The organism is Chryseobacterium taichungense, from assembly GCF_900109935.1.
GTDB classification, from domain to species: Bacteria; Bacteroidota; Bacteroidia; order Flavobacteriales; family Weeksellaceae; genus Chryseobacterium; species Chryseobacterium taichungense.
The window spans coordinates 361,957-381,289 of the sequence record NZ_FOBV01000001.1; the positions used below are offsets into that span (position 1 = coordinate 361,957).

A 19,333-nucleotide genomic window follows, 5' to 3' on the forward strand; every position below is an offset into this window, starting at 1 on the left:
ATTGTTCAATTTAAATTAAAAAGACTGCCTCTCACAGAAGCAGTCTTTTATTTTCAATATTACTGGTTTAATGACCATACGGAATAAGAATTAGGCGCACATTGAATTTTCACCCATTTGTCTGATTGTGTAGTTGGATACCAGGTCGAACTTCCTGTAAAATCTTTAATCTGCTGACTCGTCCAATTGGTTTGAATCCATCGTTCCTGCCAGCTTGAAGAATTATTGATGTAAACAACAAGGCCCGGATTTCCATTATAGCCATTTCTTCTTGCAATATATTCATCGTTGTCGGTATAAAGAATAGAGGTTGTTCCTGTAGCTTTATTATTGTGAATCCAGATGAGATTGTTGAGTCTTTCCTTATTCAGCCATTCTTCATAATCCCGGTAAAAGATTGTGGGATACCCTTCGTGAGTTAAAATATAAGCATAAGCCAGCATTTTGTTGTAAATAATATCCGTATCGTGATTCGCTACAAAAGTTACAGCTTTGTAAGGGTTTCTTTTCCACATCATGTCATCATTAAGGACATTTAAATTTCCATTATCAAACGCTTCATCCATTTTGTAATAGGCTGCAAAATCAAAGACTGAACTGTTGGCATTATTTGCCCACCATTCCAGCGTATTGACATTGGAATCCCAAAGCTCTCCCACAGAAAATCCGCCAACATTGGAATTCCAGGTATTCACTACCCAAGGGCCGAAACCTTTAACATAATCAAATCTCCATCCGTCAAATTTCATAACATTCTTATAATATTTTGCGACAGAATCATCTCTTCCCCAAAGCCAGTCCTGTACATATGGATTAGCATGGCATAAATCCGGAAAACCTCCGAAAGCACCTTCATCATTATTTCCGTAAGCGTTTTTATAAAAGTCATTGTAATTTCTTGTAAACTTTCCTGAGGCAACTCCTGAAAAATTCGTCCAGGTATTGGAACCAACATAAGGATTGTACTCTGACTGTCCGCCACTATTATGATTAATGACAATATCTGCATACACCTGCATATTTTCAGTGTGAGCTTTCGTAATCAATGATTCGAGTTCCGCCCGGGAACCGAATCGTGTTTCAACACTTCCGTTTTGATTATAATTTCCGAAGTCATAATAATCGGTAGGATCATACCCCATTGAATAAGCTCCGTTCTGTGCTTTTGAAGCTGGAGGAAGCCAAACTGCACCAATTCCGGCATTTGACCAGTCTGTTAATTTTCCTTTTACGGTATTCCACCAATTACCTCCGTCGGGAACATCCCAATAAAACCCCTGCATAAGAACACTTCCTCCGGGACCTGCAACGAATTTTGCATAAGGAGAAGTTCCTGTACTGAAAGGCCGCCCGTCGTGATTGGTAACATTCACGATTTTGTTGTGAACTTCTGTTTTTTCCTGAGTTTCATTAATCATCTCATCATTATTCTGACATGAGCTTACGAGGCCTAAAGCCAGTAATGAAAGTAGAAAATGTATTTTTTTCATATTTAAAATTTTAATTATTAAAGCCTTACCTAAATTACACTTTTATTAAAATAATATCTACTGATTGTGATATATTTTTCATTTTTAACATTAAATTCTATTAAAAAGTAATTTATAGTATCATTAAAAAATCATAAATTTTAAAGATTTTCAGCGCAAATTTTCCATTATTGCATATATTTGCATACTATGGAATACAATACCCAAAAAACCCAGCTTCATCTGCCGGAATATGGCAGAATTATACAACAGTTGGTTGAACGTTGCAAAGAGCTTCCTACAAAAGAAGAGAGAAGTGAAATGGCAATGGCAATCATTGATTTTATGGGTCAGAGAAACCCGCAGCTCCGCGACGAAGAAAATTACAAACATAAACTTTGGGACCATTTATTCATTCTTGCCGATTATGATCTTGATGTAGACTCACCATACCCTTTTCCTACCAGAGAAGAGCTTGCAGAAAGACCAAAAAGAATGGAATACCCAAAACTTCAGGGAGATTTTAAATTTTACGGGAAAAGTATTCTTCAATTAATAGAAAAAGCAATCGAACTCGAACAGGGAGACGAAAAAGAAGCCCTGATCGAGGTAATTGCCAATAATATGAAGAAATCTTACAACGTATATAATAAAGAGCATGTAACCGATGACGTTATTTTCCGTCACCTGAAAGAACTTTCAGAAAACCGACTGGATCTTACAGGAATAGAAACGCTTGAAAAGAGTAAAATCTATTATACGAGCAATAACAACAACCGTAATAACAATAACAGAAACCAATCTAACAACAGAAACCAATCTAACAACAAAAGAAGACACAATAACAACAACAATCATAAAAACAGAAAGTAGACATGAGTGGAACATTTCAAATACGAGGAGGAAAGAGACTGCAAGGTGAAATCACTCCACAAGGAGCAAAAAATGAAGCTCTACAGATTCTTTGTGCCGTTTTGTTAACTGATGAGGAAGTAAGGATAAAAAACATTCCGGATATCCATGACGTTAATCGATTAATTGAAATTTTAGGTGACTTCGGAGTAAAGGTTACCAAAAACGGCCACGGAGATTATACTTTCAAAGCGGATCAGGTTAATTTTGATTATATAAAGTCCAGTGAGTTTAAAAAAGACGGTGCAAAACTAAGAGGATCGATCATGCTGATGGGGCCAATGCTGGCAAGATATGGTGAAGCATATATGCCGACACCCGGAGGTGACAAGATCGGAAGAAGAAGATTAGACACTCACTTTCAAGGACTTGTAGAACTAGGAGCAGAGTTTCATTACGATGAAGAGGAATATTTTTATTCATTAAAAGCGAAAGAACTTAATGGAAAATTTATTCTTCTGGAGGAAGCTTCTGTAACAGGAACTGCCAATATCGTAATGGCTGCCGCATTAGCAAAAGGTAAAACAAGAATTTATAATGCCGCCTGTGAACCCTACCTTCAGCAACTTTGTAAGATGCTGAACAGAATGGGGGCTAATATTTCAGGAATAGGTTCAAATTTATTGACTATTGAAGGGGTTGAATATCTTCACGGAACTGAGCACACCATGCTTCCGGATATGGTAGAAATCGGTTCATGGATTGGTCTTGCTGCGATGACGAAATCCGAAATTACCATTAAAAATGTAAACTGGAATCAGCTTGGTGTTATTCCAAATACCTTCAGAAAATTAGGAATTCAGCTTGAGCAGAGCAATGATGACATTTTCATTCCGGCCCAGGAAAATTATAAAATTCAAAAATTTATTGACGGATCCATTCTTACCATTTCCGATGCTCCATGGCCGGGATTCACCCCGGATCTACTTTCCATTATCCTGGTAGTGGCTACACAGGCGAAAGGAAGTCTCCTGGTTCATCAGAAAATGTTTGAATCCAGATTATTCTTTGTAGATAAACTGATTGATATGGGTGCTCAGATTATTCTTTGTGATCCGCACAGAGCAACAGTAATCGGATTAAACCAGGAATCTCCGCTCAGGGGAACAACGATGGTTTCTCCGGATATCAGGGCTGGAAATGCACTTCTTATTGCAGCGCTTTCTGCCGAAGGGAAATCAATCATTCATAATATCGAGCAGATTGACAGAGGATATGAAAATATCGATGGCAGACTAAAAGCGATTGGTGCCGATATTGAAAGAATTTAATCCAGATAAGTCATAATCTAATAAATAAAAGCGTTCAGTTTTCACTGAGCGCTTTTTTGTAATTAAAACTATATGAACCTATCTTATAAGTACTTCCTGCAGACATATTCTACTGTAGTACTCAGAAGTTTATTTTTATTCAGATAAAATTCCAGTTCTTCGAAATCATCTGAACTTACATTAATATACAGCTGAACAGAGCCGAAACTCCGGCCATTAACATATTCCACATTAGCCGATAACACCTTATGACATATCCCGAACTGATTATATATTGTGTTCATCAGGTGCTCAAACTTCATTTTACCATTGAGTTCGATTTCCAGGATCAGTTCTTTTTTTGGCAGATTTATTTTATTTTGTATAATCTGCAAGTTTGGGTTTGGTGTTATCATAGCAAAATATTTATTAAAGACTACTGTTCATTTTTCTCATGCGTTAAACTTAGACAAAAATATAAAAAATTATTAGTCTACTAAATTTATAGGATAATAATTTTCAATTTTATCCTATTTTTTTAAACATAAAAAAGTGGACTCATTAGAATCCACTATTATGTTAAATTTAAAATGTTATCGAAGTTCTTTTATTTTATCAAGTTTTTCGGATGCCGCCAGTCCGTTGGGGTTACAGCCCGGTTCACCTTCCGGAACTTTCAGATTTTTCTTTTTGTAAAAATCTTCCCAGAAAACATTTGTTTTTCCTGTTTTAGGATCAATGAAACTCATAGGCTCCAGGACAAAAATATGATCCTTTCTGAAAGCCCTTTCAATGAAATCAGAACAATAATAAGCGTTTTCATTTAAAATATAATTAAAATTGTAAGGCTTTCCTACCATAGAATTTGCTTTCTCAATTGCAGAAGGAATAGCATTTCTGTATTGAGGTTTTAACCTGTAAACTATCACTCTTTGTTCGTCATCAGCCTGATCCTGAAGAAAATCTTTCAGTCTTTGTTTCTGGGAACCTCCTTTTGGAGCAGCATGTAAAACATAAAAATCGCTTCCGTCAATTTCTAAAATCCCGATGTGATCAAAAGAAATATTCTTCTGCTTTTGCGTAACATTATTAATAGCCCCTGAAAGCCCTGAATCTTTAGCGGTAACAAACAATAAATCACCGTTTTCCAATCCCGAAACTTTTGAACTTCTACAGCTTATAATATTATTTAAAATAAATAAAACTGTAAAAATTGAAAGTACAATCTTACTTCTTAAAATTTTCTTCATAACAATTTATCCAATCCTGAACCGTCATTTTTCTACATACTTCAGCCAATAATTCAAGGGGGATATCATCCATTTTCTTGAAACGTACGCAAGATTTACCCATATCCAGTTTTCTTTTAGAATATTTGGGAAATTCTTGTACAAACCAATTCAGCAATTCAGGTTTAGCATACATTCCCATATGATAAAATGCGATAAAATTTTTTTGAGAAGCTATACTTAAGAAAGGTAATGGTGTGCCTGGTGCACAATGATAACCGGCAGGATAAGCCTCCAGCGGAACACCCCATCCGATCATTCCGTAGCTGCTGTCCTGAGAAAAACCTTCCGGTAAATTATTATTAATAGTATCAAAAAGTTTTCTGAAAATCTCCTGTCTTTCTTCAGGAATCTTCGAAATATAATCTTCTATAGAAACGGATTGTATCTGCATTTTTTCAGTTTTATAATTTTCCAAAATAACAAAAATTTAATGAAAGATAAACCCTTAAGCAAGAACAAAAATTTGTGTCTTTTCAATGGCTAAAAACTTTATTTTTTTGCTCTTTTTATTATATTTGCAAAACAAAAAAATATAAATGACAAAAAAAATTACTTTCTTGAGTATCCTCATGATCTGTTTTGGATACTTTCAGGCCCAGGTTCCCGGAACTCTTGATTCTACCTTTGGAATTTCAGGCAAAATCACCTCCAATCATTTTTCAACGCAAATGATTTTTGACACCGCCACTCAACCGGACGGGAAAATTATTGCAGTAGGAGCCGCTACGGTAGGTTCGTCCAATAATAATACTTTCTATGCGGTGAGATTTAATGCTAACGGAGCGATTGATACGACCTTTGGGTCAAATGGGTATTTCAATCTAGACATGAGCGGTTTAGGGTATAATAACTTTGCCAGAACTGTGGAGTTGCAGCCAGATGGAAAAATAATATTAGGAGGTGCTGTTGCGCAATATATCAATGGAGACAATTATTATTTTGGGGTACTTAGATTAAATGGAAACGGAACCGTAGATACCACCTTCGGAAACCAGGGAAAAAGTATTTTTTCAATGAGTTCTTCCAGTTCTACGATCAATCAGATAAAAGATATCGCTCTCCAAGCTGATGGAAAAATAATTGTAGCAGGAACGTACTATAACAGTCCCTCAACGGATTTTGCCGTTGCAAGACTTAATACCGACGGATCATTAGATTCCGATTTCAGCAATGATGGCAAGGTCCTCATAGGTTTTACGTACAATTCTAACATTAATTATGATGAAGCCTATAGAATAAAAATTCTCAATGATTCCAGAATCCTTATTGGTGGTAAGACCTATTTTAATGATGGTGCATGGTGTATGCTACTGCCGGATGGATCAATGGACTCTTCTTTTGGAACAGGAGGAAAGAAGACCTTTACCACAGATAATAGTTTTAACTTTGGAACCTTCTATTTCCTTCCAGATAATTCAATGCTAATCGGTGGTTATTTTTCCGGAAACAACGGTGATGCAGCTCTCTACAAAATATCTTCTAACGGTACATTGGATATGACGTTCGGGAACAATGGCAAGGCCATCGTAGATCTTGATAATTCCAGTTCGGATGGCATCATTGCAGATCTGGATATTGACAGTACAGGAAAAATTTATGCAGTAGGCCAAACTTCGACGGGAGGAATTTCTTATTTTTACCTTCTCAATTTCAATAGCAACGGCACATTGAATACTGATTTTAGTTATGACGGAAAAGTTTTGGCTAATTTTGGCGCCAATTCAAACTATGGCAATTCCGTATCCGTGCAACCCAATGGAAAAGTACTGCTTGCCGGCTATTACAATTACCCATATACGGCAGCACTGGCGAGATTTAATAATCAGCCCTATTTAAGCACGACGGAAGTATCAGAAAAAAATACACTGACCATATATCCGAATCCGACAACTGATTTTTTTATGATTTCTAAATCTGAAATAGCAGATATAAATCAAAAAGCTGAAATAACGGATGAAGTCGGTAGAATTATAAAAACGGTATTTATTAACGCAGATCATACAAGAGTAGAAGTTTCGGATTTGAATCCGGGAGTTTACTATGTGAATGTTAATAAAGTAACAAAAAAATTGATTGTAAAATAGTTGTTATTAAATCTTTATAAAAAACAGCGTTCTTACAAGAGCGTTGTTTTTGTTTTATACTGTCAAATTTCACTTATTTTGATCTAATAAATGGATTCTATAAAAAACATTTCATTATATAAACAGGTAATTTCACAACAGATATCTGCAAAATCCTTTTCTTTCCGACGGTTAATTTTAATATTGCGGAATTAAATCTTATTTTTGCCATACAAATTTTTTGAACAATGCCGAATATTTCAAACAGAGCACTGCACATGCCGCCTTCGCCGGTAAGAAAACTGGTTCCTTTTGCCCTTGCAGCCAAACAGAGGGGAATAAAAGTCTATCATTTGAACATCGGACAACCCGATATCGAAACTCCGGAAACGGCACTGAATGCTTTAAAGAATATTGATCTGAAAGTGCTGGAATATGCGCTTTCTGAAGGTAATCTGGACTACAGAAAAGCATTAACAGAATATTACCATTCGTTAGGTTTCAACGACCTTACAACAGATAATTTCATCGTGACCAACGGAGGTTCCGAAGCTTTGAATTTCGCTATTTCCACGCTGTGCGATGACGGAGATGAAGTGATCATTCCTGAACCTTATTACGCTAATTACAATGGCTTTACAAGTACTTTTAATGTAAATGTCGTGGCGGTTCCTTCAACCATAGACACAGGTTTTGCGCTTCCTCCGATTGAAGAATTTGAGAAAAAAATTACCGAAAAAACAAGAGCAATTGTTATCTGTAACCCCGGAAATCCTACAGGATATCTCTACACCCGTGAAGAGCTTCAAAAACTGGCGGAAATTGCCTTGAAATATGACATTGTTGTTATTTCAGACGAAGTTTACAGAGAATATGTATACGACGGAAAACAGCAGATTTCTATGCTGGCTTTTCCTGAGCTTGCTGAAAACTGTATTATTATCGATTCAGAATCAAAACGTTACTCAATGTGTGGAGTAAGAATCGGATGTATGATTACCCGATCTAAAAAAATCCATGATGCGGCCATGCTTTTTGCACAGGCAAGACTGAGTCCGGTTCTTTTAGGCCAAATCGCTGCAACCGCCGCTCATCAGGACGATCAGGCTTACATCAGAGCGGTACGGGAGGAATACACACACCGAAGAAACATTCTGGTGGACCTTTTGAATGCTATCCCTGGAGTAATTTGCCCGAAACCGAAAGGGGCCTTCTACTGTGTTGCTGAACTTCCTGTAGATGATACAGAGAAATTTGCACAATGGCTTCTTGAAAAATACTCGAATCAGAATGAAACGATTATGGTAGCGCCAGCCGGAGGATTCTACAGTAATCCAGAGCTTGGCAAAAAACAGGTAAGAATCGCATATGTTTTAAAAGAAGAAGACCTGAAAAGAAGTGCTGCTATCCTGAAAGATGCGCTTCAACAATACAAAATAGAATTCAGTCTTTAAGCTGAAAAAGAATAATAATCTGTCAGCAATAAATTTGGTGGAGATATTCTTTCCGCACTTTTATTGCTGATATTTTATTTTAAATTAGATAAACGAATTTGTTTAAATAATACAAATGCACGAAAATTTTTCATTAAGACCCTATAACACGTTCGGTGTTGATGCAAAGGCCAGATACTTTACTGAAGTTCATTCTACAGAAGAATTAATTGAAGCGCTGAATTATTCAAAAACCAGCACTTTACCATTACTTTTTCTGGGCGGAGGAAGCAATATTTTACTGACAAAAGATTTCGACGGACTGGCCATTCAGCTCAATCTCAAAGGAATTCATGAAGATTTCATTAATGACAATGAAGTATTGGTTACTGCAAAAGCTGGGGAAAACTGGCATGAATTTGTGATGTTTTGCCTGAATAAAAATTATGGCGGACTGGAAAATCTTTCTTTAATCCCCGGAAATGTTGGAACATCGCCCATGCAGAATATCGGGGCTTACGGTACCGAAATAAAAGATACTTTCGTGAACTGCACCGTTCTTAATCTTGAGAATCTTCAGTTGGAAATGTTCAATCTGGAACAATGCAGATTCGGATACCGGGATTCTGTTTTTAAGCAGGAAGGAAAAGGAAAATATGTGATTTTAGAAGTTACTTTTAAATTAACAAGAAAAGATCATAATATCAAAACAGAATATGGCGCCATAACGTCTGAACTGGAAAATTTAGGCATTGAAAATCCTACCATTCAGGATATTTCCAAAGCAGTTATCAACATCAGAAAAAGCAAATTACCGGATCCGAAAGAAATCGGAAACGCGGGAAGCTTTTTTAAAAACCCAACCATTCTTTTGACTCAGTTTGAAGAATTGCAGCAAAAATTTGAAAACATTCCGGGATATGCGAATGGAGATTTTGTAAAAGTTCCGGCAGGCTGGCTTATCGAGCAATGTGGCTGGAAAGGAAAACAAATAGGAAATGTTGCCTCCCATAAATTACAGGCGCTGGTTATCATCAATGCTACAGGAGAAGCGACAGGGCAGGAAATTTATGATTTTTCAACAAAAATAATTGATTCTGTACAGGAGAAATTCGGTATTGAGCTTGAAAGAGAAGTGAATATTATTTAAAATAAACAGTAAAAACTTTGTCAAAGATCTGAACTTTGACAAAGTTATCATAAAAACACATAGAAAACATGAAAATAGCTATTCTCGGAGCCGGAAAAATGGGCTTATCTTTTTCTAAATCATTTTTAAAATATGAACTGATAAAGCCGGAAAATCTTCATCTGATTACCAGAAATGAATCCAAATTTTCCGAGATTTCGAAAGAATTTTCCAAGTCTAAAATTTCAACTTTTGATCAAGTCAATGATATTGATGCAGATCTGATTATCATCGCTGTAAAGCCACAAGATTTCCAATATCTCTCTGAAAACTTCCGGTTTCAGATGAAGGAAAATCAAATGGTTTTATCCATCATGGCAGGAATTAAAATTGAAAAAATTCAAAAACTATTAAATCATCCCATGGTTGTAAGAGCAATGCCTAATTCCCCCACTCTTCTCGGAATGGGAATTACCGGTTATACTTCCGCGGAAGGAGTTTCTTTCAGTCAGCTCATCAATATCGAAAGATTACTTAACTCAACCGGAAGATCTGTTTATCTCGAAAATGAAGACCTTTTAGACGGCGTTACAGCACTTTCAGGAAGCGGACCTGCTTATTTTTATTATATTGTTGATGCCATGATCAAAGCAGGTATTGAAATGGGAATCGATGAAAATCTATCAAAACTTTTTGTACAACAAACCATGTTGGGGGCCTATCATCTGATTAATAATTCAGATAAAAGTCTGGAGGAACTGATTAAAGATGTCGCATCAAAAGGCGGCACAACAGAAGCAGCACTTAAAACATTTAACGAAAACAACCTGAAAGAAATCCTGAAAAGCGGAATCCTGAATGCAGAAAACCGGGCAAAAGAACTGAACGGATAATTATTGAATACTGTAAAATAATAAAATTTTATAAGATTTCTTTAACATCAATTGCATTTCTTTTCATTTCAAAAGCCTTAAATTTGTATGTTAAATCAATTGAATGAAATACGTTTTACTTACGCTCATTTCAGCAATGCTGCTGTCGATATCATGGCCTACTTACGGGGTTCCTTTTTTTATATTCTTTGCCCTCGTTCCTCTTTTGATGATGGAGCACGGTGTTTCAAAATTTTCAGAGTATAAGAGAAAAAGCTGGGTGGTTTTCGCGCTTTCCTATATATGCTTTGTCATCTGGAACATTGTAACGACCGGATGGTTGTACGGAGCAAAAAACCCGGATGGAAGCCACTCGATATTAGCCGTTGTATTCCCGGTACTGGTTAATTCACTTCTTTATTCTTTAGTATTTCAATGTTACCATTGGTACAAAAATGCGCAGGGGACATATTGGGGATTAGCGTTTTTCATCGCCATATGGATGAGTTTTGAAAAATTTCATTTGAGCTGGGAATTTACCTGGCCCTGGCTGAATCTTGGGAATGCATTTTCAGAATACCCAAAACTGATTCAATGGTATGATACGCTGGGTGCTACCGGCGGAAGCTTCTGGATATTATTGATCAATATTTTAATCTTTTACACCATAAGAATCTGGCAGGCCGGAAGAAAAAGAAAAGATCTGATCAAAAACACATCAATCGTTGCAACTTTAATCATTATCCCAATGATCATTTCAGTTGTGAGATACAATAGCTTTAATGAAAAACCAATCGGAAGTGTAAATGTACTGATGCTTCAGCCTGATCTTGATCCTTACGCGGAAAAATATTCCAAAGACAGCCTGATCATTGAAAATGATCTTTTGGATCTGGCGGAAAAAAATTCAAAAGGAAAAATAGATTATTATATCGCTCCCGAAACTGCCCTTCCCGGCAGAGGTTCGATTTCCGAGCGGGGTTTTGAAAAAAGTATTATCCTGAATAACCTCAAATCATTTTTAACAAAACATCCGGGTTCCGTATTTGCAACAGGAATTTCTTCGCACAAATTTTATACTTCCGAAGAAAATCTTCCGAAAGAAGCTTATCAATTGAATCCGGGACTCTGGGTGGAAAGCTTCAATTCTGCCGTTCAGGTTGTTCCCAACCGTAATGTTGAAGTTTATCACAAAGGAAAGCTGGTTCCCGGCGTTGAAATATTCCCTTATATGAATTATTTAAAGCCACTTCTGGGAGATGCCATGCTGAATCTTGGAGGAACCGTTGCATCTCTTGGAACTGATAAAGAAAGAGTTGCATTTGCCAATCCTTTCAATAAAGGAAAAATGGCGCCAATCATCTGCTATGAAAGCATTTACGGTGAATTCACAGGGGATTATGTAAAAAAAGGCGCAAATTTTCTAGCCATTATGACGAATGATTCCTGGTGGGGTGTTTCCGAAGGTCACAGACAGCTGCTTTCTTATGCAAGACTGCGTGCTATTGAAACCAGAAGAGAAATTGCAAGGGCTGCCAACAGCGGAATTTCGGCTCATATCGATGCCAGAGGAGAAATCATTGAAGATACTTTTTATGGAGATAAAACAGCCTTATTTGCAAAAGTGAACCTTTACGATCAGATGACTTTTTATACAAGAGCCGGAGATCTGCTTTCAAGATTTTCAATTTTTGCCTTGGGATTTCTGTTGTTTTATTTTTTAATTAAAAGGTTTCAGGCAAGAACAAAGAAAAGCTAGAAAGACAGGAAGTTGGATAAAGAAAGAGGGAGGTTATTTGAAGTTAATATTTGAAAGTTTATTGTAAATAATTTCTTAAAAGATTTGTCTATCTAAAAAATTCTTCGTTATTTTGCACTCTCAAATATTATAGTACAAATAAGAACATCGAGATATGTCAAGAATTTGCCAAATAACAGGAAAGCGTGCAATGGTTGGTAACAACGTTTCTCACGCTAATAACAAAACGAAGCGTCGTTTTGAAATTAACTTATTGGAGAAGAAGTTTTACCTTCCGGAGCAAGATAAGCACGTAACACTGAAAGTATCAGCTCATGGATTGAGAGTGATTAACAAGATTGGAATCGAGGAAGCTCTGGAAAGAGCAACTAGAAACGGATTGATTAAAAAGTAATTAAATCATGGCAAAAAAAGGAAACAGAGTTCAAGTAATCCTTGAATGTACAGAGCATAAAGAAAGCGGTATGCCAGGAATGTCTAGATACATTTCTACAAAGAATAAAAAGAACACAACTGAAAGATTGGAATTGAAAAAATACAATCCTGTTCTTAAGAAAGTAACTGTTCACAAAGAAATCAAGTAATTATTAAAATATAATTTACCATGGCAAAGAAAGTAGTAGCAACCCTACAAAGCGGTCAGTCTAAAAAGATGACTAAAGTGGTGAAAATGGTGAAGTCTTCTAAATCAGGAGCTTACGTTTTCGAAGAAAAAGTAATGAATGCAGACGAAGTAGATGGTTATTTGAAAAAATAATCTACACTTTATTTACAATATAAAAAACTACTCATCTTTTGGGTAGTTTTTTTGTTATCTTTGTTTTTAGTCTAGCTGGAAGTCAGAAGCTGGATGCCGGAAGTTTAATCATGAAAATATAAAAACAAGATTGAGTACTTCAAGCTTTCATGAGCAACTTCCTTCATTAATTAAATTCCGTAATTCATAAGATGAGTTGGTTTAAAAAAATTTTTAAAAAAGAAGAGAAAGAAACCTTAGATAAAGGATTGGAAAAATCCAGCCAGGGTTTTTTCGAAAAAATGACAAAAGCCGTAGTCGGTAAAAGCAAGGTAGACGATGAGGTACTGGATGACCTTGAAGAAATACTTATTGCTTCTGATGTCGGTGCATCTACAACCATCAAAATCATAGAAAGAATTGAAGAGCGTGTCGCAAGAGATAAATATGTAAGTGTAAATGAATTGGACAAAATCCTTCGTGAAGAAATTTCAGGATTACTGCTTGAAAATCCTCATGCAGGAACAGGAAATATTGATGCCTCCAAAAAACCTTATGTAATTATGGTAGTGGGCGTAAATGGTGTGGGAAAAACAACAACCATAGGAAAACTTGCTCATCAATTCACTTCTGAAGGCAAGAAGGTAGTGTTGGGCGCCGCTGATACTTTCCGTGCTGCAGCAGTTGACCAGTTGGTGATCTGGAGCCAGAGAGTGGGCGTTCCTATTGTAAAGCAGGAAATGGGCTCAGACCCGGCGTCCGTAGCTTTTGATACCGTACAGAGTGCCGTTGCCCAAAATGCAGATGTAGTCATCATTGATACGGCAGGAAGACTTCACAACAAGATTAATCTGATGAATGAACTTTCAAAAATTAAAAGAGTGATGCAAAAGGTAATTCCCGACGCGCCACACGAAGTTTTATTAGTTCTCGACGGTTCTACCGGCCAGAATGCTTTCGAGCAGGCCAAACAGTTTACAGCTGCTACAGAAGTGAATGCTTTAGCAGTCACCAAACTTGACGGAACAGCAAAAGGAGGCGTTGTCATTGGTATTTCAGATCAGTTCCAGATTCCTGTAAAATATATCGGCGTTGGAGAAAAGATGCAGGATTTGCAATTATTTAATGGTACAGAGTTTGTAGATTCTTTTTTCAAGAAGAGATAAATCTTTTTGAATCAAATCATCAAATATTAACATTAAAAAATGCAACTATGGGATTTTTAACATGGATTATTTTCGGGCTACTAGCCGGAGCACTAGCTAAAGCGATTATGCCAGGAAAACAGGGAGGCGGAATGCTTATCACTATGATCTTAGGTATCATTGGCGCTTTTATTGGAGGAGCAATTGGCGTATATGTCCTACACTGGGGAGATGTAGATTCTTTCTGGAATTTCAGAAGCTGGATTCTAGCTATTGGAGGAGCTTTGATTGTTCTGTGGATTTACGGAATGCTGACCGCCAGGAGAGTTTAACTGGTACAATAAAAAATTAAAGCGGCGGATTTGAAATTTCAAATCCGCCGCTTCTTTTATAACAATATAATTTAGTTAATTTTAATCTGGTAAGGCATTTCCATTTTTATTTCAGACTGAAGCTTTCTCTTTTCAGTAATCTGCTGAAGGATTTCATAATTTGATTTACCGATCTTGTTCTTAATTACTCTTTCGGAAATTTCATCCTGATTCAAGTCTTTGAATATCTGTTCGAATGGGGTCATGCTTTTCGGATATGATGCCACTGCATAAGATTTTAAGCCTGCCTTTTGAGCGGCAAATTTTACGGCATCATTTAATGTTCCCAATTCATCGACAAGTCCTATTTGTTTCGCTCTTGTTCCGCTCCATACTCTTCCTCCACCGATATTATCAATTTGCTCAAAACTTTGTTTTCTGTTTTGTGTTACAAAATGTACAAATCTTTTATAAGTTCCTTCAACACTTCTGGTGATAAGACTTACACCGTAAGGAGTGACACCATTTAATGAAGAATAATACTGCGAATTAGCATTGGTAGAAACAATGTCGGAACGGATACCGTTTTTGTTGGCAATGTCCTTAAAATAAGGAATCACCCCGAAAACACCTATAGATCCTGTAAGTGTATTAGGCTCAGAATAGATCTTATCTGCCGCCATTGCGATATAATAACCTCCGGAGGCTGCATAATCACCGAAAGAAACGATCAAAGGCTTCTTCTTTTTTAATTGCTGAAGTTCAAACAAAATCTCATCAGATGCATTAGCACTTCCCCCTGGAGAATTAATCCGGAATACGACAGCTTTTACCTTATCATTTTCCTGAAGATCTTTAATGTATTTGATGTACTTTTCAGAGTGAATATCGCCGTACTCGTCTCCACCATAAATTGATCCTGAAGCATATAAAACGGCAACTCTATCTCCGGATTCATTATCATCAGAATATGAATCAATATATTTTCCTAAAGAGATTTTATTTAATTTTTCGTCCTTTTTTACATTTAATTTTGATTTAATCAACTGATCATATTCCGTTTTCTGAATAAGTTTATCGGCCAACTTGTATTTCAATCCTAATTCCGGAATCATACCGTACAGACTATCAACTACAGTTCTGAAGGCTGCCGTATCAATTTTTCGGGAAGCTGCCATCTTTGAAGATGTATTTTTCCAGATATCATTCAAAAGTGTGCTCAGCTGCTCTTTGTTTTCCGGAGAAATATCATTTCTTAAAAACGGTTCAACCGCAGATTTGAATTTTCCGTGACGGATCACCTCAATACCAATACCGTATTTATCGGCAAAATCTTTAAAAAAAGTAACTTCAGTGGCGAGACCTTTGAGCTCAATCATTCCCGAAGGATTAAGATAATACTGATCAGCAACAGAACCCAAATAATAAGATGCCTGAGAAACTGCATTTCCATAAGCATATACAAATTTTCCGCTTTTCTTAAAATCAGCAATAGCATTTCTTAAATCATCAATTTGCGTAACCCCGGCATTAAGATTATCAGCTTCAATACTGATTCCTTTAATATTATCATCAGTTTTAGCCTTATTAATAGCCTCGATAGCATCATAAATCAGGATATTTTTATTCTGATCACTAATATTAAACAATCCTCTCTGCTCTTCAGTCGGACTGTCGATGATATTGGTTTTTAAATTAATCGTGAGAACGGAATTCTTTTTTACAACCACAGACTTTTCATTTCCCATGGCACTAAAGACCAGCATTATAATGAAAAAGAAGAAAAACACGACACATAATATGACAATTGCCACTATATTTGCCAGTACATTTTTAAAAAAGCTTTTCATAAAATCAATCATTTTACAATATGTCGCACCATAAAGTCGTTTTGTTACTAGGAAGTAATCTTGGAGATCAAAAAAAAAATTTGGAGACTGCTTTGGATAAAATAAAATATGCTGAAAATGAAATAGTAAAGGTAAGTGATTTTCTTACATCAGAACCCGTAGAATTTGTTAGTTCCAATATTTTTTGTAATATTGCAGCAATAATATTCACTCATCTTTCTCCGATTCAGCTTCTTACCCTCATAAAAAGCATTGAAACGGAAATGGGAAGGGCTAACGATTCCAGCGTAACAGGAGGTTATACCGACAGGATTATTGACATCGATATCGTTAAGTATAATGAAATAAAATTCATATCAGAAAGATTACAAATCCCTCATCAAAAACATCTTTCTGAGAGAGAATTTTCAAGAGTATTATTAAAAGATTTTATCTTATAAAACATAAAAACATATTTGTATGAAATTAAGTTTGTTATTATTGGCTGCATTGCCTATTGCGTCGTATGCGCAAGATAGTATTGCTGTCACTTCTAATGATATGTATCCCAATACATTTTCTTCAGGCTCTGCTAATGTTCAATCCTTCAACAACAAAGCGAGAAGATTCAACGATTGGTCGGTATCAATAGGTGGAGGCGCTGCCTTTATGGTTCATTCGGACCTTGTATCAATCACGGACGAGAAATTCAACTGGGGCTACAATTCATATGTAAGTTTAGACAAGCAAATCAATCATGTTGTAGGAATCAGTCTGATCTATCAACGAGGTGAAACAAAGCAAAAAGGCCAACTAGAAGGTGCCGAAGGGATAGCTGCAGGAGTGGCAGAAGCCAGAACCAAGTATAATCAGATTGCGTTGATGGGTGATGTGAATTTTTCAAATATTCTGAGGAGAGTAGACAACCATTCACCATACAGATGGGCAATGCATGGATATGCGGGAATGGGATTTATGAGCTTTAATACTTCATTGCATGATAATAAAGATTACAGTTGGAGCACCAATCCAAGAAGAATTCCGCTTTTTATCAATCAGAAACTGGGACTCAACTCGGTGTATTATCAGTTTGGGCTTGGGGTAAAATACAATGTCTCCAGCTTAATTGATGTTGAGGCAAGAACAATGTATATTATCAGTGGGGATGATGAATTTGACGGTGGCGGATACGCAGGTTCCGGAGATTATGATCCGAATTCAAAAATACCTAAATATAATATGATCGATAAAAGAAGATCAGATAATGTATGGACGGTCAACCTGGGATTATCTTTCAAATTGGGAAAACACACGACTCATCTCGCATGGCATGATCCGTTACAGGAAGCCTATTACAGAGCAAATGTTTTGGAAAATAAAAGTACAGAACTTATTGTATGTGAAAAAGGTGACAAGGATAACGATGGCGTTTGTGACGACTGGGACAGACAACCTGATACTCCGGCCGGAGCAAGAGTTGATGGCGCCGGTATTGCCTTAGACGTAGACCTGGATGGCGTTATCGATTTATATGATAAATGCGTAACGGTTCCTGGACCGGTGGAAAACCAAGGATGCCCAACAAATAAATAATTATCTTTAATTAAACAAAAAATACATTATGAAATTAAGTTTAGCAATTGTAGCATTAGCATTATCAGCTCCTGCATTAAGCTTTGCACAAGACTCTATAGCAGTTCATTCAGGAACAATATATCCAAATACATTCTCTTCAGGTTCAGCCAATATTTCACCGTTTACAAATACAGCAAGAAGATTCAATGATTGGGCGATTTCGTTTGGTGCCGGTGTGCCATTGGTTCAGTCTGCCGACCTCACCTCCATAAAAAATGGTAATGGTAAAAATCTTTTCGGATATTCTGCTTATGTAAGTATTGATAAAGCGATTACCCATGCTTTTGGAATCAACTTGCAATACGACCGAGGAGAAACAAGACAAGGATGGTTTAATACAAAAAAATCTGCACCGGCAGATGCATCTGTAAATCAAAAAGTGGGAGCAAGAACCCAATATGATGCGATTTCATTGTTTGGAGACATTAACTTTTCCAACCTATTCAGAAGAGTAGATAACCATTCTCCTTACAGATGGGCTTTACATGGCTATGCTGGGTTAGGAACATTAGCATTCAGAGCTTATCAGAAAGATGAAATGGGAAGCAGCATGGTTTCTGAAGTAAAACCCTTTAATCTGAAATCAATGTTTGCCGAAGCGGGGGCAGGATTAAAATTCAAGGTAAACAGCAGAATTGATGTCGAAAGCAGATTGATGTATGTGATCACCGGAAGCGATGAGTTTGACGGAGGTGGTGACAAATACAGTACGATCAATCAGATAGAAGAGCAGGTTTCTGACAATTTCTTTAATGTAACCTTAGGACTTTCATTAAAATTAGGAAAACATGAATCGCATTTGATGTGGCATGATCCGCTTCAGGAAATGTATTATAAGCTTGATGTATTAGGCAATAAAAATCAGGATATTGAAGTGTGTAAAAAAGGAGATCTTGATAACGATGGTGTATGCGACGACTGGGACAGACAACTTGATACACCTGCGGGTGCAAGAGTGGATGGTGCGGGTGTAGCACTTGACACTGATTTAGACGGGATTATTGATCTTTATGATAAATGCGTAACGGTTCCCGGACCTGTTGAAAACCAGGGATGTCCGGTAGTAACATCAGTTCCTGTAAAAGATGGTCTGGTAGACGAAAGTGAAACCAAACTCGAAGGAATTGAGTTCAATCTGAATTCAGATAAAATTTTACCTTCAAACACTCCTATTTTGAACAATGCCGTTAATTACATCAACTCTTCCAACGGAACATACACGGTAATCGGAACAACTGACACCAGAGCGTCAGAAGCTTATAACCAGAAATTGTCTGAAAGAAGAGCAAAAAATGTTAAAGATTATTTAATTAAAAATGGAGTTCAATCAGATAAATTAAATGCAGTAGGAAGAGGTGAAAAAGACCTGAAATATCCTGAATGCAACCCTGCTACAAAATGTCCCGAATGGAAGAACAGAGCCAACCGAAGAGTTTATTTTGAAGCAAAATAACAGTAGTTTTAGAAATGATATGAAAGTCACGCCATGCGTGGCTTT

20 protein-coding genes are annotated in these 19,333 nt (G+C 36.6%); 15 read left to right on the top strand and 5 right to left on the bottom strand.

What is annotated here, in order from left to right; translation table 11 throughout:
* Positions 1-59: 59 nt before the first annotated feature.
* Entirely contained in the window at positions 60-1,490 is a 1,431-nt protein-coding gene (locus tag BMW64_RS01695; protein ID WP_089998118.1) for an alpha-amylase, read from the bottom strand.
* Between the two features lie 189 nt (positions 1,491-1,679).
* Here BMW64_RS01695 and BMW64_RS01700 point away from each other — a divergent pair, with 189 nt between their 5' ends.
* Positions 1,680-2,342 carry a DUF4290 domain-containing protein gene (locus BMW64_RS01700; RefSeq protein ID WP_089998119.1) on the top strand — a complete coding sequence of 221 codons (663 nt, stop codon included), beginning with the start codon at positions 1,680-1,682 and terminating at the stop codon, positions 2,340-2,342.
* Positions 2,343-2,344: 2 nt separating this feature from the next.
* A complete protein-coding gene (murA, locus tag BMW64_RS01705) occupies positions 2,345-3,652 on the top strand; it encodes a UDP-N-acetylglucosamine 1-carboxyvinyltransferase (protein ID WP_089998120.1) in 1,308 nt (435 codons plus the stop codon).
* 83 nt (positions 3,653-3,735) lie between these two features.
* Here the strand turns inward: murA and BMW64_RS01710 are convergent, their stop codons facing one another.
* From BMW64_RS01710 to BMW64_RS01720, 3 genes are all read right to left on the bottom strand, one after another.
* Entirely contained in the window at positions 3,736-4,047 is a 312-nt protein-coding gene (locus BMW64_RS01710) for an NIL domain-containing protein (protein WP_089998121.1), read from the bottom strand.
* 177 nt (positions 4,048-4,224) lie between these two features.
* Complete coding sequence (locus BMW64_RS01715) at positions 4,225-4,881, bottom strand: YiiX/YebB-like N1pC/P60 family cysteine hydrolase (RefSeq protein ID WP_089998122.1); 657 nt, start codon at positions 4,879-4,881, stop codon at positions 4,225-4,227.
* Positions 4,859-5,314 carry a DUF1801 domain-containing protein gene (locus BMW64_RS01720; RefSeq protein WP_089998501.1) on the bottom strand — a complete coding sequence of 152 codons (456 nt, stop codon included), beginning with the start codon at positions 5,312-5,314 and terminating at the stop codon, positions 4,859-4,861. The genes BMW64_RS01715 and BMW64_RS01720 overlap by 23 nt, the downstream gene beginning before the upstream one ends.
* 145 nt (positions 5,315-5,459) lie before the next feature.
* Between BMW64_RS01720 and BMW64_RS01725 the strand changes: the two genes are divergently transcribed.
* The 10 genes from BMW64_RS01725 to BMW64_RS01770 all read left to right on the top strand — a co-directional run bounded on the left by BMW64_RS01725 (position 5,460) and on the right by BMW64_RS01770 (position 14,392).
* Positions 5,460-7,007, top strand: a complete 1,548-nt coding sequence (locus tag BMW64_RS01725) for a T9SS type A sorting domain-containing protein (RefSeq protein WP_089998123.1) — start codon at positions 5,460-5,462, stop codon at positions 7,005-7,007.
* A 227-nt stretch (positions 7,008-7,234) separates the two neighbouring features.
* Positions 7,235-8,440, top strand: coding sequence for a pyridoxal phosphate-dependent aminotransferase (locus BMW64_RS01730; protein ID WP_089998124.1), 1,206 nt, complete (start codon positions 7,235-7,237; stop codon positions 8,438-8,440).
* Positions 8,441-8,549: 109 nt separating this feature from the next.
* Complete coding sequence (gene murB / locus BMW64_RS01735) at positions 8,550-9,569, top strand: UDP-N-acetylmuramate dehydrogenase (protein ID WP_089998125.1); 1,020 nt, start codon at positions 8,550-8,552, stop codon at positions 9,567-9,569.
* Between the two features lie 68 nt (positions 9,570-9,637).
* On the top strand, positions 9,638-10,441 hold the full coding sequence (proC, locus tag BMW64_RS01740) for a pyrroline-5-carboxylate reductase (RefSeq protein WP_089998126.1): 804 nt from the start codon (positions 9,638-9,640) through the stop codon (positions 10,439-10,441).
* Positions 10,442-10,544: 103 nt separating this feature from the next.
* A complete protein-coding gene (gene lnt / locus BMW64_RS01745; RefSeq protein WP_089998127.1) occupies positions 10,545-12,179 on the top strand; it encodes an apolipoprotein N-acyltransferase in 1,635 nt (544 codons plus the stop codon).
* A 154-nt stretch (positions 12,180-12,333) separates the two neighbouring features.
* The gene (gene rpmB / locus BMW64_RS01750; protein ID WP_029294538.1) at positions 12,334-12,573 is read left to right on the top strand and encodes a 50S ribosomal protein L28; all 240 of its coding nucleotides are present in this window, start codon (positions 12,334-12,336) and stop codon (positions 12,571-12,573) included.
* A 7-nt stretch (positions 12,574-12,580) separates the two neighbouring features.
* Complete coding sequence (gene rpmG / locus BMW64_RS01755) at positions 12,581-12,763, top strand: 50S ribosomal protein L33 (protein ID WP_027379950.1); 183 nt, start codon at positions 12,581-12,583, stop codon at positions 12,761-12,763.
* A 20-nt stretch (positions 12,764-12,783) separates the two neighbouring features.
* On the top strand, positions 12,784-12,936 hold the full coding sequence (locus tag BMW64_RS01760; protein ID WP_002976755.1) for a DUF4295 domain-containing protein: 153 nt from the start codon (positions 12,784-12,786) through the stop codon (positions 12,934-12,936).
* A gap of 191 nt (positions 12,937-13,127) precedes the next feature.
* The gene (ftsY, locus tag BMW64_RS01765) at positions 13,128-14,081 is read left to right on the top strand and encodes a signal recognition particle-docking protein FtsY (RefSeq protein WP_029294533.1); all 954 of its coding nucleotides are present in this window, start codon (positions 13,128-13,130) and stop codon (positions 14,079-14,081) included.
* A gap of 47 nt (positions 14,082-14,128) precedes the next feature.
* A complete protein-coding gene (locus BMW64_RS01770; protein ID WP_089998128.1) occupies positions 14,129-14,392 on the top strand; it encodes a GlsB/YeaQ/YmgE family stress response membrane protein in 264 nt (87 codons plus the stop codon).
* A gap of 71 nt (positions 14,393-14,463) precedes the next feature.
* Here the strand turns inward: BMW64_RS01770 and sppA are convergent, their stop codons facing one another.
* The gene (sppA, locus tag BMW64_RS01775; protein WP_089998502.1) at positions 14,464-16,221 is read right to left on the bottom strand and encodes a signal peptide peptidase SppA; all 1,758 of its coding nucleotides are present in this window, start codon (positions 16,219-16,221) and stop codon (positions 14,464-14,466) included.
* A 20-nt stretch (positions 16,222-16,241) separates the two neighbouring features.
* On the opposite strand from sppA, the gene folK reads away from it, so the two are divergent.
* The 3 genes from folK to BMW64_RS01790 are packed head-to-tail and all read left to right on the top strand — an operon-like array spanning position 16,242 to position 19,288.
* Positions 16,242-16,661 (top strand): 2-amino-4-hydroxy-6-hydroxymethyldihydropteridine diphosphokinase, encoded by a 420-nt coding sequence (gene folK / locus BMW64_RS01780; RefSeq protein WP_089998129.1) that lies wholly within the window; start codon positions 16,242-16,244, stop codon positions 16,659-16,661.
* A gap of 19 nt (positions 16,662-16,680) precedes the next feature.
* Positions 16,681-17,793 carry a flagellar motor protein MotB gene (locus tag BMW64_RS01785; RefSeq protein ID WP_089998130.1) on the top strand — a complete coding sequence of 371 codons (1,113 nt, stop codon included), beginning with the start codon at positions 16,681-16,683 and terminating at the stop codon, positions 17,791-17,793.
* Positions 17,794-17,821: 28 nt separating this feature from the next.
* Complete coding sequence (locus BMW64_RS01790; RefSeq protein ID WP_089998131.1) at positions 17,822-19,288, top strand: OmpA family protein; 1,467 nt, start codon at positions 17,822-17,824, stop codon at positions 19,286-19,288.
* Positions 19,289-19,333 lie beyond the last annotated feature (45 nt).

Coding starts and splice junctions, on each gene's coding strand:
- BMW64_RS01695 (WP_089998118.1), bottom strand. CDS start 1,490: ATGAAAAAAATACATTTTCTACTTTCATTACTGGCTTTAGGCCTCGTA.
- BMW64_RS01700 (WP_089998119.1), top strand. CDS start 1,680: ATGGAATACAATACCCAAAAAACCCAGCTTCATCTGCCGGAATATGGC.
- murA (WP_089998120.1), top strand. CDS start 2,345: ATGAGTGGAACATTTCAAATACGAGGAGGAAAGAGACTGCAAGGTGAA.
- BMW64_RS01710 (WP_089998121.1), bottom strand. CDS start 4,047: ATGATAACACCAAACCCAAACTTGCAGATTATACAAAATAAAATAAAT.
- BMW64_RS01715 (WP_089998122.1), bottom strand. CDS start 4,881: ATGAAGAAAATTTTAAGAAGTAAGATTGTACTTTCAATTTTTACAGTT.
- BMW64_RS01720 (WP_089998501.1), bottom strand. CDS start 5,314: ATGCAGATACAATCCGTTTCTATAGAAGATTATATTTCGAAGATTCCT.
- BMW64_RS01725 (WP_089998123.1), top strand. CDS start 5,460: ATGACAAAAAAAATTACTTTCTTGAGTATCCTCATGATCTGTTTTGGA.
- BMW64_RS01730 (WP_089998124.1), top strand. CDS start 7,235: ATGCCGAATATTTCAAACAGAGCACTGCACATGCCGCCTTCGCCGGTA.
- proC (WP_089998126.1), top strand. CDS start 9,638: ATGAAAATAGCTATTCTCGGAGCCGGAAAAATGGGCTTATCTTTTTCT.
- lnt (WP_089998127.1), top strand. CDS start 10,545: ATGAAATACGTTTTACTTACGCTCATTTCAGCAATGCTGCTGTCGATA.
- rpmB (WP_029294538.1), top strand. CDS start 12,334: ATGTCAAGAATTTGCCAAATAACAGGAAAGCGTGCAATGGTTGGTAAC.
- rpmG (WP_027379950.1), top strand. CDS start 12,581: ATGGCAAAAAAAGGAAACAGAGTTCAAGTAATCCTTGAATGTACAGAG.
- BMW64_RS01760 (WP_002976755.1), top strand. CDS start 12,784: ATGGCAAAGAAAGTAGTAGCAACCCTACAAAGCGGTCAGTCTAAAAAG.
- ftsY (WP_029294533.1), top strand. CDS start 13,128: ATGAGTTGGTTTAAAAAAATTTTTAAAAAAGAAGAGAAAGAAACCTTA.
- BMW64_RS01770 (WP_089998128.1), top strand. CDS start 14,129: ATGGGATTTTTAACATGGATTATTTTCGGGCTACTAGCCGGAGCACTA.
- sppA (WP_089998502.1), bottom strand. CDS start 16,221: ATGAAAAGCTTTTTTAAAAATGTACTGGCAAATATAGTGGCAATTGTC.
- folK (WP_089998129.1), top strand. CDS start 16,242: ATGTCGCACCATAAAGTCGTTTTGTTACTAGGAAGTAATCTTGGAGAT.
- BMW64_RS01785 (WP_089998130.1), top strand. CDS start 16,681: ATGAAATTAAGTTTGTTATTATTGGCTGCATTGCCTATTGCGTCGTAT.
- BMW64_RS01790 (WP_089998131.1), top strand. CDS start 17,822: ATGAAATTAAGTTTAGCAATTGTAGCATTAGCATTATCAGCTCCTGCA.